At 64.7% G+C, this 13,518-nt stretch carries 11 protein-coding genes; 1 reads left to right on the top strand and 10 read right to left on the bottom strand.

All coding sequences use genetic code 11. From position 1 onward, the window contains the following. Nucleotides 1-8 precede the first annotated feature (8 nt). The 9 genes from AO692_RS22855 to AO692_RS22895 form a co-directional block, all read right to left on the bottom strand. Nucleotides 9-836, bottom strand: coding sequence for a TIGR01459 family HAD-type hydrolase (locus AO692_RS22855; RefSeq protein WP_054312335.1), 828 nt, complete (start codon nucleotides 834-836; stop codon nucleotides 9-11). After that, a complete protein-coding gene (locus AO692_RS22860) occupies nucleotides 836-2,113 on the bottom strand; it encodes an FGGY-family carbohydrate kinase (protein WP_054312336.1) in 1,278 nt (425 codons plus the stop codon). Before AO692_RS22860 ends, AO692_RS22855 begins: the two co-directional genes overlap by 1 nt. After that, the gene (locus AO692_RS22865; RefSeq protein WP_054312337.1) at nucleotides 2,113-3,168 is read right to left on the bottom strand and encodes a class II aldolase/adducin family protein; all 1,056 of its coding nucleotides are present in this window, start codon (nucleotides 3,166-3,168) and stop codon (nucleotides 2,113-2,115) included. Before AO692_RS22865 ends, AO692_RS22860 begins: the two co-directional genes overlap by 1 nt. 263 nt (nucleotides 3,169-3,431) lie before the next feature. Beyond that, nucleotides 3,432-4,541, bottom strand: coding sequence for a substrate-binding domain-containing protein (locus tag AO692_RS22870; protein WP_054312338.1), 1,110 nt, complete (start codon nucleotides 4,539-4,541; stop codon nucleotides 3,432-3,434). A gap of 62 nt (nucleotides 4,542-4,603) precedes the next feature. Next, a complete protein-coding gene (locus tag AO692_RS22875) occupies nucleotides 4,604-5,548 on the bottom strand; it encodes an ABC transporter permease (protein ID WP_054312339.1) in 945 nt (314 codons plus the stop codon). A 10-nt stretch (nucleotides 5,549-5,558) separates the two neighbouring features. Next, complete coding sequence (locus AO692_RS22880) at nucleotides 5,559-6,560, bottom strand: ABC transporter permease (protein WP_054312340.1); 1,002 nt, start codon at nucleotides 6,558-6,560, stop codon at nucleotides 5,559-5,561. Then, the gene (locus AO692_RS22885) at nucleotides 6,560-8,071 is read right to left on the bottom strand and encodes a sugar ABC transporter ATP-binding protein (RefSeq protein WP_054312341.1); all 1,512 of its coding nucleotides are present in this window, start codon (nucleotides 8,069-8,071) and stop codon (nucleotides 6,560-6,562) included. Before AO692_RS22885 ends, AO692_RS22880 begins: the two co-directional genes overlap by 1 nt. Then, nucleotides 8,068-9,474, bottom strand: a complete 1,407-nt coding sequence (locus AO692_RS22890) for a carbohydrate kinase (protein ID WP_054312342.1) — start codon at nucleotides 9,472-9,474, stop codon at nucleotides 8,068-8,070. Before AO692_RS22890 ends, AO692_RS22885 begins: the two co-directional genes overlap by 4 nt. Continuing rightward, on the bottom strand, nucleotides 9,471-10,265 hold the full coding sequence (locus AO692_RS22895; RefSeq protein ID WP_054312343.1) for a DeoR/GlpR family DNA-binding transcription regulator: 795 nt from the start codon (nucleotides 10,263-10,265) through the stop codon (nucleotides 9,471-9,473). Before AO692_RS22895 ends, AO692_RS22890 begins: the two co-directional genes overlap by 4 nt. A 229-nt stretch (nucleotides 10,266-10,494) precedes the next feature. Between AO692_RS22895 and AO692_RS22900 the strand changes: the two genes are divergently transcribed. Next, the gene (locus AO692_RS22900; RefSeq protein ID WP_054312344.1) at nucleotides 10,495-12,597 is read left to right on the top strand and encodes a bifunctional rhamnulose-1-phosphate aldolase/short-chain dehydrogenase; all 2,103 of its coding nucleotides are present in this window, start codon (nucleotides 10,495-10,497) and stop codon (nucleotides 12,595-12,597) included. Between the two features lie 58 nt (nucleotides 12,598-12,655). Here the strand turns inward: AO692_RS22900 and AO692_RS22905 are convergent, their stop codons facing one another. Then, nucleotides 12,656-13,318, bottom strand: coding sequence for a TerC family protein (locus AO692_RS22905; RefSeq protein WP_054312345.1), 663 nt, complete (start codon nucleotides 13,316-13,318; stop codon nucleotides 12,656-12,658). Nucleotides 13,319-13,518: the final 200 nt, after the last annotated feature.

The following is a 13,518-nucleotide window of genomic DNA, read 5'->3' on the forward strand; positions in this document are numbered from 1 at the left end:
CATCAGCCTCACCATACGAAAGCGCGCAGCAGGAAATTGGGCGTCGCGCCGTGCTCGGCATAAAGCTGTTGTTTCTCGGCAGCGGTCGCGGTCTCGAGGATGCCCGTCGTCACCAGCGCGGTGCTCAACCCAGCCCCTCGCCCGCCGGCGATGTCGTGCTCGATGCTGTCGCCCACGCAGACGACGCGCGCACGATCGGGATTGCCCAGCACCTTGAGCGCAGCCGCATAAATCTCGGCAAACGGCTTGCCGATCCAGGTCACCGGCCCGCCGAGTTCGACATAGAGCTCGGCGATTGCCCCCGCACCGAAGCGCGGACCGACCGACGTCAGCATGATCTTGTCGGGATTGGTGCAAAGGCACACCACGCCGCGCGCCGCCGCGGGTTCGAGCAGGCGGCGGTAGTGGTCGAGGTCGAAGCGGTCGCCTTCGCTGGCCGCAAGCAGGACGATGTCGGCGTCCGATCCATTGTCGACCAGCGTCAGCGGTAGCCCTTCAACCGCGGAACGATCGCCGTCGCGCGCCACAAGCAGGCAGCGCACCGTCTTCCCATCGGCAAGCGAGCCGCGCAGGCTCTGCCAGGCGACTTCGCCGGAAGACAGGAAATGATCCCAGCTTCCGGGAATGAAACCAAGCTTCTCCAGCCGCGTCTCATTGGGCGCGGAACGCTTGCCCGAATTGGAGAGCAGCAAGGTCGACTTGCCGGCCTGTTTCAGCCGCACCAGCGTCTCGACCGCGCCGGGATAGGGTGCTGTGCCGTCATGCAGCACGCCGAACTGGTCGAGGATGAAGACATCGAACCGCTCGGCGAGGTCGCGGATGCCGGAAAGCTCCATTACAGGTCCCCCACGGCCTGAAGACCGCCCAGAGCAAGCCGTGCGGCGCCCGCCGCCGCTTCGGTGGACCGGGCGGGCAGGAACGGAACCTGCAGCTCGCGTTGCCGTATCGCGCTCCATTGCGGATTTGCAGCGCCGCCGCCGACGCTGCGCACCGAACGGAGCGGGTCGGCGCCAAGCTCGGCAAGACGGGCGAAGCCAAGTCTTTCGATGGCCGCCATGCCTTCGAACATCGCTTTCAGGAAATCGGTATCGTCTTTGGGTCGTGACGTCAGCCTTGGCGCAAAGGCGGGATCGAAGACGGGGAAGCGTTCGCCCGGCTCCAGCAATGGATAAAAATCCAGCCCGGTCGGAACCGTCGGATCGATCCTGGCCGACAGCCGCACGATCTCGTCGGAGGAGAAGAAATGCGAGAGCACCTTGCCGCCTGTGTTGGAAGCGCCGCCGGCCAGCCACATGCCGTTGATGCGATGGCTGTAGACGCCGTAGTCCGGCGCGAAGATCGGCCGGTCGCACAGCAGCTTCAGCGTCAGCGTGGAGCCCAGCGCCGTGACGCCATCGCCCGGCCGATCGGCGCCGGTCGCCAGGAAGGAAGCACAGCCGTCGGTCGTGCCTGCAACGATCACTACCTCTTCGCCGAGGCCGAATGCCTTGGCCATCGCCGGTGCGATGGTCTCCACCGGTGCGCCGGGTGCCACCACGCGCGGCAGCAAATCTGTGTCGAGGCCCGTCGCGGCGATCCATTCAGGCCAGAGCCTTTCGACGGGATCGTAGCCGGTCTTCAGCGCGTTGTTCTCGTCGGTGGTGCCGAAATGCCCCGCAAGCCGACCGGCGATCCAGTCGGCCTGGTGCAGGATCTTGGCGATGCCCGATACGGACTGGAACCGCAGCGCCTTGGCAAGCCCGGAGGTGGCGCCATGGGCACCGCTCTCGGCCGGAATGACGGCGCGGATACGCGCCAGCAGCCCATCCTCCTCGACCTTGTCATTGTACATCAGCGGTGCGGCGAGCAGCTCACCGTCGCCGCTGACGGGCAAAAGCGTTCCCGAGGTCGCATCCACCGCGATGGCATGCACGCTGGCCCGGTCGATCCCGGCAAGAGCCGCGCCCAGCGCGCGCTCCACCGCCTTCCACCAGATTGCTGGATCTCGTGGATCGGGCCCGAATTCCGTGAGGCGGGCAGCACCCTGCGCCACGATATCGAAGGACGGCGTCATCGCCACGGCGCGAGCGCCGGACGTGCCGAGATCGATGCCAATGGCGAGTGGCGTATCCATCAGGCGATCTTCTTCTGAGCCCTGCGGGCAAGTTCCTGCCGGTATTTTTCGGCGTCCCAGTCAGTTAGCTGCCGATGTTCCTCTTCGGTCAGCACACGAACCGGCGCATCGGCGGGAATGCGTGCCAAGACGTCGGCGAGGCAGCGCGCCATGGCGTCGGCGCCCGGCACGGCATCGCCGCGCATGAGAACGCCGATCCCGGGGAACACAATCGCGACAGGCGCTGCGCCCATACGCTTCACCACCGCAGCGGCATCTTCATTCCCTTTCGCGATGACTGAACCGGCGCCGAGGAAGATCACATGGTCCGGATAGAGGCTGCCTCGTACTGCCAGCGCGGCGCTCTGCGGATCGGTCGCCACCCAATGAGCAACCTCGGAGTGCGGCAGCCGGTAATCGGAGCCGGCCGTCAGCCGGGCCAATTCATCAAGATCGGGTGTGGTTGCCATGCGCGGGACGATGCGCAACCTCGCCTTGACATCGGCCAGCAGCGCCGCAGCCTCCTTCACCGTTTCGCCGCCGACAACCAGGCCGTGATTGGCCAGGACCAGCACATCAGGCCGATTGTCGCTGTGCTCGGCAATGGCGAGCGCCAACGGCAGGCCCGGCCGTGCATAGGGCACACAGGACCAGTTGAGGCCCGTAAGGCGGGGAGCGACCTGTTCGGCGCAGTCGCTGCGCACCGCAAAGGCGATCGTGTCGACGCAATGGACATGCAGCACGACACGATGCGGCATCAGCGCATGCACGGTGGTTTCGATCGACGGGCGCAGGCCCGAGCCGTTGAGTTCCGTGACGACGAATTGCTGCGCCTGTTCGGCGGCGGGATCGACGGCCTCGACCGCCGCGACCAGCGGCGCCATCTCGACGGGCACCATGATGTCGCGCTCGGTCGCATGGGCGAGCCAGGTTCCGGATGCCTTGATCCACAGCGTGCCGTCGACTTTCAGCGACGTGTTGCCGCCGGCTCCCTGCGTCAGCAAGGGATCGTTGCCGATATCGGCCGACAGGGTCTTCAGCGCGGCAAGCTCGGCTTGCCAATCGACCGCAGGCATGTCGCGATCCTTTCCAGTTCAGTGTCGAAGCCAATCGACTTCGGGGCAATCGTGCATGCCGGGTTGCCCCCTCTCCGTCTCGGGCTTTGCCCGAGCCACCTCTCCCCCGCCTTCGGCAGGGGCGAGGAATCGCGGTTGTTATGCCGGCGCCATCTCCAGCTTGGGTTCCTCGCCCCCATGAAATGGGGGAGAGGTGGATCGCCCAAAGGGCGAGACGGAGAGGGGAGCCTCATATCCAATAGCCCTCCCCGTCCCCCCACCCCCTAGAAATCGAAATTGTTGATGTTGTCCTTGCTGAAGACGGTCGGCGCGCCGAGCAGGATCTCCGAGCCATTGATGACGGAGAGATCGCCAAGCTTGCCGGCCTTCACCGAGGTCGCCCCAGGCGCCAGCGTACCGTCGGCGACGGCGCGCAGCACATGGGCGGCGGCATAGCCGAGATCGACCGGGTTCCACAGCACCACCGATTTCACGCAGTCCGCCGCGACATAGGGCTTCATGGCGTTCGGCGTGGCGAGGCCCACGACGGCGACCTTGCCGCACTTCTTGGCCTGTGTGACCGCATCCGCCGCTGCCGGCGTAGCCACGCTGGTCATGCCGAAGACACCCTTCAGCTCGTCGCCATATTTGTTGAGCAGCGTGTTGGTCTGGTTGAAGGAGAGGATGTTGTCCTCCTGCGCTTCCACCGTCTCCAGCCACTTCATCTTCGGATGGCACTTGGCCTGATAGGCCGCCATTTCGGAGATCCAGCGCGCCTGGTTCGGGGTCGTGAAGGTCGAGGTGACGATGGCGAAGGCGCCATCCTCGCCGGTTTCCTTGGCCATGGAATCGACCATCGCCTTGGCGATGCCGTTGAACTCGGCCTGGTTGACGAACCACTGGCGTGCGTCCGGCGTCGAGTTGGCGTCGTAGCCGACGACATTGATGCCGGCGGCAAGCGCCTTCTTCAGCACCGGCGCGATCGCGACAGGATCGTTGGCGGCGAACAGGATGCCGTCGACGCCGCTGGTGATGTAGTTGTCGATCAGCGTGATCTGGTCGTCGATGTTGGCCTTGCTCGGACCGTCGGTCTTGGCATCCATCGTGCCGATTTCCTTGGCCGCGTCGGCGATGCCCTTGGACGTGGCGTTGAAATAGCCGATGCCGACCAGCTTGGGCACATCGACGACCTTCAGCGTCTTGCCCTTGCGGTCGGGCGCGTTGGTCGGCGACCCGCCATCATAAGGCTTGGCCGCGACCGTCGCCGGCGTGGCATCGCAGGCGAGCGGGTTGGTCGGCAATTCGTCACCGCCGGTCCAGGCTGCCGATTGGGCATGGCTGAGGCTTGTCGAGAAGGACAAGGCCAGCAGTGCGCTGAGCACTCTATTACGCATTTTCATCCTCCAATTGTTCGTCCGGACACTGATGAGCGGCAGTGAAGGACGCTTCTCCCTTGTTATCGAGTGCCGCTCCTCTCGAAGAGGTTGCTGGCGAGGATCGCCAGAATGAGTACCGCGCCGATGAGCATGATGGTGCCGTCGCCCTTCACACCGGCGAGCGACAGACCGTTCTTCAGCGCCTGGATGAGGCAAAGGCCGATCATGGTGCCGGCGATCGTGCCGCGGCCGCCGAAGATCGAGGTGCCGCCAAGCACCACGGCGGTGATGGCGTCGAGTTCGATGCCGGTGCCCATGTCCGAGCGCGTGGTCGAGACGCGCGAGACGAAGATGACGCCGGCCAGAGCCGCCGCGAAACCCGACGCTGTGTAGAGGGCAAGCTTGGTCTTCTCGACAGAAAGCCCGGAAAAGCGGCTGGCGACCTCGTTGGAGCCGATGGCATAGACCGTGCGGCCCCAGCGCGTGTAGGCAAGGATGATGGAGGCGATGATCGCCGCCGCGGCCAGGATCCAGAGCTGCGTCGGTACGCCCAGCACCTCGCCCTGGCCGAGCACGTAGAACCAGTCTGGATAGCCGCGCACCGAACGCGCCTGGCTGATGCCTTCGGCCAGGCCGCGATAGAGCGCCAGCGTCGCCAGCGTCGCGATCAGCGGCGGCACGCTGAACCGGGTGATGATCGCGCCATTGGCGAAACCGGCAAACGTGCCGACGGCGATCGCGCCAGCGGCGGCCGCCGGCAGCGGCAGGCCAAGCTTCTGCCAGAACACGCCGGTCAGGATCGCGGTCAGGCCGAGGATCGAACCCACGGAGAGATCGATGCCGCCGGTCGCGATGACAAAGGTCATGGCGATGGCGATGAGGCCGATCTCCGTCATCAGCCGACCCTGGTTGAGCAGGTTGGAGACAGTAAAGAAACGGTCGGACTGGAACGACAGCACGATCAGCACGGCGACCAGCAGCAAGGCCAGGAAGGTTTCGTGGCGGAGCAGGGATTTCCAGTTCATCCTTGCTCCTTCAAATCCTGCCGCGCCGGCGCAGCATGTCGGCCAGCACCGTCGCCAGGATCAGCAGGCCGATGACCGCGCGCAGCCAGTAGGCCGAAACGTTGACGAAGATCAGCGCCGAACCGATCGTGGCGAACAGGATCGTCGCCAGCGTCGAGCCGATGACCGTACCCGAACCGCCGAGGATCGACACACCACCGATGACGGCAGCGGTGATGACGGTGAGTTCGAGATTGGGCGGCACCGTGGACTGGATCACCTGAAGCTGCGTGGCGAACAGGATCGTCGCCAGCCCCGCGAAGGCGCCATGGATGACGAACACCGCGACGGTGCGGCGCTCGACAGGGATGCCGGTGGCAAGTGCCGCTTCCGCGTTGCCGCCAATGGCATAAAGCGAACGCCCGAAGGCCGAGTAGCGCATCCAAAGTGCTGCAAGCACGGTCAGCACCACCATGAAGACCAGCGGCACCGGCAGGCCGAGGACACTCTTCTGGGCGATCAGGAAGTCAGGCGGCAGGTTGGTTATCCAGGTGCCGCCGGTGACGCTGATCAGCCCGCCGCGCATGATCGACAAGGCGCCTAAAGTCACCACGATAGACGGAATGCGCGCATAGGCGACGAGGGCGCCGATACAGGCGTTGATCGTCATGCCGACCAGCACCGGCGCCAGCCAGGCGATCCAGACGGGATAGCCGGCGACCGCCAGCGTACCCGAGATCGTCGCCAGCACGCCGATCAGCGCGCCGACCGACACGTCGATATGGCCGGTGACGATAACCATGGTCATGCCGATGGCGGCAACGGCGATATAAGCGTTGCCGGAGAAGATCGTGGTCAGGTTGTTGGCGCTGATGAAACGCGGGTTGACCATCGTCACCACCACGAACAGCGCTATGATCGCGGCCAGCACGACCAGTTCCTGGCCGTAATCGGCAAACAGCCGCCGGAGGAAGCCGGGCCGTTGTGCGGCCGATGCGGGACGGGTTGGAGGGAGATCGACGACCGCACTCATCAGGCCGCCTCCCCGCTCTGATGCATGGTCATCGCCATGCCGACGCGTTCGGGCGTTGCGTCCGCCCTGTCGATCTCACCGGTGAGGCGGCCGCCGCTGATCACCAGGATGCGGTCGCTCATGCCGAGCACTTCCGGCAGTTCGCTGGAGATCATCAGGATGGCGACACCCTGCTTCACCAGTTCACCCATGATGGTGTGGATCTCGGCCTTGGCACCGACGTCGACGCCGCGCGTCGGCTCATCGAGGATCAGCACCTTGGGATTGGTCTCCAGCCATTTGGCGATCACCACCTTCTGCTGGTTGCCACCCGACAATTCACCCACCGGCTGCCCGATGTTGCGGCAGCGCACCCTGAGCCGCTTGACGGCGTCGAGCGCACGCTGCGCTTCTTCGCCAGCCTTGATGAAGATGCCGGACGAGAAGCGTTCGATCGAGGCCATCGACACGTTCTTGCGGATCGCCATCTGCTTCACCAGTCCCTGCTGGCCGCGATCCTCGGGTACATAGGCAATGCCGAGGTCGCGCGCCTGGCGCGGCGAGGTGATGCTGACCGTCCTGCCCTCGAGGGCGATCTCGCCCGAGGTCGCGGGCGTCATTCCGAACAGAGTGAGCGCGAGTTCCGTGCGCCCGCTGCCGACCAGGCCGGCGACGCCGAGGATCTCTCCACGCCGCAGGGAAAAGGAGATGTCCTGCACATGACGGCCGTGATTGAGGTTCTTCACCTCCAGCACCGTGTCGCCGATGGCGGCGTCGGCCTTCGGGAACAGGCTGTCGATCGACCGACCGACCATCATGGAAACGAGCTGCGCCTCATCGACCTCGCCGATGTCGCGGGTGCCGACATAACCGCCGTCGCGCAGCACGGTGACGCGGTCGGCCAGCGCGAAGATCTCCGGCATGCGGTGGCTGACATAGACGATGCCGACGCCGCGCTCGCGCAACTGCCGCACCACCGCCATCAGGCGCTGCACGTCCGATTCCACCAGCGAGGCGGTCGGCTCGTCCATGATCAGGATGCGCGCATTCTTCGAAAGCGCCTTGGCGATCTCGACGCGCTGGCGCTGCGCCACCGACAGCGTCAGCACCTTGGCGTCGACATCGAGATCGAAGGTGTCAAGCTGGTCGAGCAGCGCGCGCGTGCGTGCCCGCACCTCGCTCCAGTCGATCCAGCCTCCCGGCTTGCGCGGATAATTGCCGAGGAAGACGTTCTCCGCGACGGTCAGCTCGGGAAACAGCAACAACTCCTGATAGACGGTGGCAATCCCGGCTGCGGATGCGTCACGCGTGGAGGCAAACTTCACCTCCTTGCCGTCGACGGTGATGGTGCCGGCATCGGGCGAATAGAGGCCGGACATCATCTTGATCAGGGTCGACTTGCCGGCGCCATTCTCGCCGAGCAGCGCATGCACCTCGCCGGGGCGCACGTCGAAATTGACATCCTTCAGCGCCTTCACGCCGACGAAGGATTTCGACATGCCGGCCAGGCTGACATAAGGGGCGGCGGTCATCGGCTCGCCTCCTTCGCGGCTTTGTCCGCACGCGCGGCATCCCGAGAATTGCCGGCCAGTTCGCGCCAGCGATCGCGATAGGCTTCGAGGCCGGGCACGCTGCTCGCCGCGACCGGCACCGTCTCGTCGCGGAACGGCATGGTTCCGAGCGCCTTGAAGGCAAGGGCGGCTGCGCCGGTGGCGGAGCCTTCGCTCATTTCCGAATGGATGACGGTCTGGCCCGGACGCAACTGCGCGAGCATCGCCGTCAAGAGCTCGATCTTGGCGAGGCCACCATCGACGACCAGAAGGTTGTCGGAGCGGATCAGGTCCAGCGACAGGTCCGTCATCATCAGCACGTAGAGCGCGGCAACCGCGGCGCGATCCTCACCCTCGACATCGCCGCCGACGATCTGCCCGCTGGTTTCCGGAAACGGTCCGCCGGCAGCCCATGACGGCAGGGCGAAGACGCCGCGCGCCATCACGCGTTCGACCGCCTGCTGCGGGATCGGCTGGTTCCAGCTTTCGCTGATCAGGTCGTATTCGCGGCCGCCCATGAAGCGCAGCGAAGGCGCCGGCTCGCCGTCGACCGTGACATTGGCGATCATGTCGCGCTCGCGGTCGAGCGCGTCGAGCGGGCAGTCGAGATTGATGATGATGACCCAGGTGCCGGTCGACACCAGCGTGAAGCCCGACAGGCCGGTCATGCGGTAATAGGCTAGGGCGGCGTTGGAATCGTGCACGCCATTGTGGACGCGGATCGAACGGCTGGAACCATCGGACAGGGCAACGTGCGTCTCGCCGATGACCGCGCCGGCGGGCTGTATCTCCGGGAATTTCCCGCGCCAGCCCAGCCGGTCGACCAGCGAGGAGAAATCGCGCTTCAATGGTGCCCACAGCTGGCTGTGCGCGCCGAGATAGGACCATTCCGCCAGCGGGCGGCCGGTAAACCGCCAGCCCCAATATTGCGGATAGCAGAGGATCGCCTCGGTATCGGCAAAGGCGGCCGGCTCTTCCTGCTTCAGCCAGTAGATGTGGCGGGCGATGGAGAAACCGAGCGGCAGCCAGGGCGTGTAGGTCTCCGAGAAATCCGGCAGCATCGGATCGATCTCGCGCGCGATCGACGGTGGGATCTCCTGTTCGTAGTCCAGCACCGGATGGAGAAGCTCGTCGCCGTGCACCAGCGCGAAGGCACAGCCATGGGCAGAGACCATCAGCCCGACGACATCATGCATGGCAACGACGTCGGCGAGCTCGCGGCTCATCCAGGCGAACAGGCGCTCGTCATCCAGCACATGCCGGCCCCGGAAATCCTTCCACACCGGCCTGGTGCGGCGTTCGTCGAGCAGGGTACCGTCGGGTGCGAACACAAACAGCTTCGAATTGGTCTTGCCGAGATCGAAAACTGCAAGGGCCCCGTTCATCCCGCCCCTCCATTGGCCAGCCCGCCGTTCGGAGCGATGCGCAGGGCGACGCCGGCCGCTTCCAGCATCTTGGCATGCTGGTCCGACAGCCCGTCATCGGTGATCAGGACGCCGACACGCGCAAGCGGCAGTGCCACGTGGCGCGCATGGATGGAGAATTTGCGACTGTCGGCCAGCACGATCACCTGGTCGACATTGCGGCTCAATTCCTGGATGGCGCGCACCATCAGCGGATGCGACTCCAGCAGCCCGTCGGGGCTGATGCCCTGCGCGCCGAGAAAGAACTTCGAGGCGAAGAAGTTCGCCGGCTGCGACGGCGAATAGATGACGCGCGGCTCGCGGTGCAGCTCGCCGCCGGCGATGGTCAGACTGCATTTGCCATGCTCGCCGAGATAGGCGGCCAGCGGCATGGAGTTGGTGAACAGGCGGACGTTGCGTTCGGCCAGCTTGACGCCGAGGTGGTAGCAGGTCGAACCGCCATTGACGATGACGGCATCGCCATCCAGCACCATCGTCGATGCCAGCTCGGCGATCTGGCGTTTCGCATCGACGGCGAGGTCGCGGTTCTCGTCATAGGGCCGGGCGAAGGCGGTTGTCTGCGAGGCGGCGCCGTCGAGCGCGGAGATGCCGCCATAGACCTTCCGGGCGCCGCCGGACTGGTCGATCTTGTCGATGTCGCGCCGGATCGTGGCGGCCGAAACGCCAAGGCGCTCCTGCAGCTCGCGCACCGACGCGAAGGGCCGGTCGCGCAACAATTCGATGATCTGCCGATGGCGGACCAAATCGTTCAAGCCAGAATCCTCCCGTGACGGCCCGAAAACCGAGCGCCGTGAGCCAAGTTACGCAAAATAGATGATCACGCAAGCCATTTGTGCAAAACTTCGCTCATATCGCATTGCATATAACGCAGTTCGCACTTGCAATATGATCGACTTCAATCTTTCATGATTGACAAACCGCATGCCTTGGCCTGATTTTAACGCTCGTGCCGCGCCCAGAGGCCGGCGGGAGGATTTCGACATGCTCGACAAACGGCCAGCGCGGCTCGCCAATCTGTGGAACGACGGGAAGGCGGCTGCGATGAGCGAGCCGGAACGGCTCGTCTATCGCTCCAATCTGCTGGGTTCCGACAAGCGCATCACCAATTACGGCGGCGGCAACACGTCATCGAAGGTCCGGCAGAAAGATCCCCTGACCGGCCAGGATGTCGAGGTGCTGTGGGTGAAAGGTTCGGGCGGCGACAGCGCCTCGATCAAGCTCGACGGCTTTGCCACGCTCTACATGGACAAGCTCAATGCGCTGAAGAACCTCTATCGCGGCGTTGCGCATGAAGACGAGATGGTCGGCTACCTGCCGCACTGCACCTTCAACCTCAACCCGCGCGCGGCTTCCATCGACACGCCCTTGCATGCGTATGTGCCCAAGCCCTTCGTCGATCACATGCATCCGGATGCGATCATTGCGGTCGCGGCGGCCAAGAACTCCAAGACGCTGACGAAGACGATCTTCGGCGACACGATCGGCTGGCTGCCGTGGAAACGGCCGGGCTTCGAGCTCGGCCTGTGGCTGGCGAAATTCTGTGAAGAGAACCCCGCGGCGCGCGGCGTCATCCTGGAAAGCCACGGCCTGTTCACCTGGGGCGACACGCCGAAGGAGTGCTACACGACCACGGTGGACGTCATCAACCAGGCCATCGACTGGTTCGAGCGCGAGACCAAGGGCAAGCCGGCCTTCGGCGGCGCGGTCGCCCAGTCCTTGCCGACAGCGGAGCGGCGCGCCATCGCGGCTCGGCTGATGCCGATCGTGCGCGGCATGATCTCGAAACCCGGCGCGATGAAAATCGGGCATTTCGACGATTCCGACGCGGTGCTCGACTTCGTCAACTCGGCCGAGCTGCCGGCGCTCGCACCGCTCGGCACCTCCTGCCCCGACCATTTCCTGCGCACCAAGATCCGGCCGCTGGTCATCGGTTTCGATCCGGCCAAGCCTGATATCGAAGCGGTTGCCGCGGCCCTGCCCGCTGCGCTCGACGCCTACCGCGCCGACTACCAGGCCTATTACGAACGCTGCAAACATGCCGACTCGCCGGCCATGCGCGATCCCAACGCAGTGGTCTACCTGATGCCGGGCGTCGGCATGTTCACCTTCGCCGCCGACAAGGCCACCGCCCGCATCTCGGCCGAGTTCTACGTCAACGCCATCAACGTCATGCGCGGTGCGGCGGCCGTCTCCTCCTATGCCGGCCTGCCGGAACAGGAAGCCTTCGACATCGAATACTGGCTGCTCGAGGAAGCCAAGCTGCAGCGCCTGCCGAAACCGAAATCGCTGGCCGGCCAGATCGCCTTCGTCACCGGCGGCGCTGGCGGCATCGGCAAAGCAACCGCCATCCGTCTTCTGCGCGAAGGCGCCTGCGTGGTGCTTGCCGACATCGACGAAGCAGCACTTGGCACAGCGCAGGATGACCTGGCCAAGGTCTTCGGCAAGGATTTCCTGCGCAGCGTCAAACTCGACGTGACGGACGAAACCGGCGTCGCGGCCGCCTATGCAAGCAGTGCGGTCGAATTCGGCGGCGTCGACATCCTGGTCTCCAATGCCGGCATTTCCTCCTCGGCGCCGATCGAGGACACGGAACTGTCGATGTGGAACCGCAACATGGACATCCTCGCCAAGGGCTATTTCCTGGTGTCGCGCGAGGCCTTCCGCACCTTCAAGCAGCAGAAGCTCGGCGGCAACATCGTCTTTATCGCTTCCAAGAACGGGCTGGCCGCCTCGCCCAATGCGGCCGCCTACTGCACCGCCAAGGCGGCCGAGATCCACCTTGCCCGCTGCCTGGCGCTGGAGGGCGCAGACCATCAGATCCGCGTCAACACGGTGAACCCCGACGCGGTGCTGCGCGGTTCAAAGATCTGGACCGGCGAATGGCGCGAGCAGCGCGCGGCGGCCTATTCCATGCAGCCGGACGAGTTGGAAGAGCACTACCGCAAACGCTCGATGCTGAAACGCTCGGTGTTCCCGGAAGACATCGCCGAGGCGGTGTATTTCCTGGCATCCGACATGTCGGCGAAGTCGACCGGCAACATCATCAATGTCGATGCCGGCAACGCCCAGAGCTTCACGCGCTGAGAAGAAGCATTCCAGGACAAGCGACCGGCATCGTCCGATGCCGGTCGCCGGGAGAAGCTTACGCCCCTGTCACATAAGGCAGCAGTTCGAGCGAACCGCGGTAGATCATGTGGCCGGCGACATAGAGAATGACGACGAGACCGACATAGGCGATCCAGCGATACTTCTGCAGCAGATTGGCGATGAAATTCGCGGCAATGCCCATCAGCGCGATCGACAGGACGAGCCCGAACACCAGGACACCCGGATGTTCGCGCGCCGCACCGGCAACGGCCAGCACATTGTCGAGCGACATGGAAACGTCGGCGATGACGATCTGCCAGGCAGCCTGCGCAAAGGTCTTGTTCGGCACGGCAGCCGCGGCACCATGCGAACCTTCGCCGGCAACAGCGCCCTCAAGCGCCAGCGCTTCCTGGCCGTGTCCCTGCTGCAGCTCGCTCCACATCTTCCAGCATACCCAGAGCAGAAGCAGGCCACCGACGAAGAGCAGGCCGACGATCTGGAGAAGCTGGGTGGTGGCGGCGGCAAAGCCGATGCGCAGGACGGTCGCGGCGATGATACCGATCAGGATCGCCTTGGCGCGCTGATGCTTGGGCAGGCCCGCAGCGGCAAGCCCGATGACGACGGCATTGTCGCCGGCCAGCACCAGGTCGATCATGATGACCTGCAACAGCGCTGTCATCGCTTCGGGCGTGAGAAAGGAATGGAGAATTTCAGTCATACGGCACCCTTGTATCTGCAGGGCGGCGTAGCTTTCAGAGCTGCTCTGGCGCGATCGCGCTAGCGTATCAACACATATTGCCAGAATTCAGGGACGTCTCAGCCAGGCCACCGGATTGAAATCCCAGTCCGACATCACAGCCTGGATGGCTGCCAGAGGGGCCCGGCCTGGTGGACCTCACCTACTCGACATGAAGGGAA

The organism is Mesorhizobium sp. 1M-11, from assembly GCF_001303895.1.
GTDB lineage: Bacteria > Pseudomonadota > Alphaproteobacteria > Rhizobiales > Rhizobiaceae > Mesorhizobium.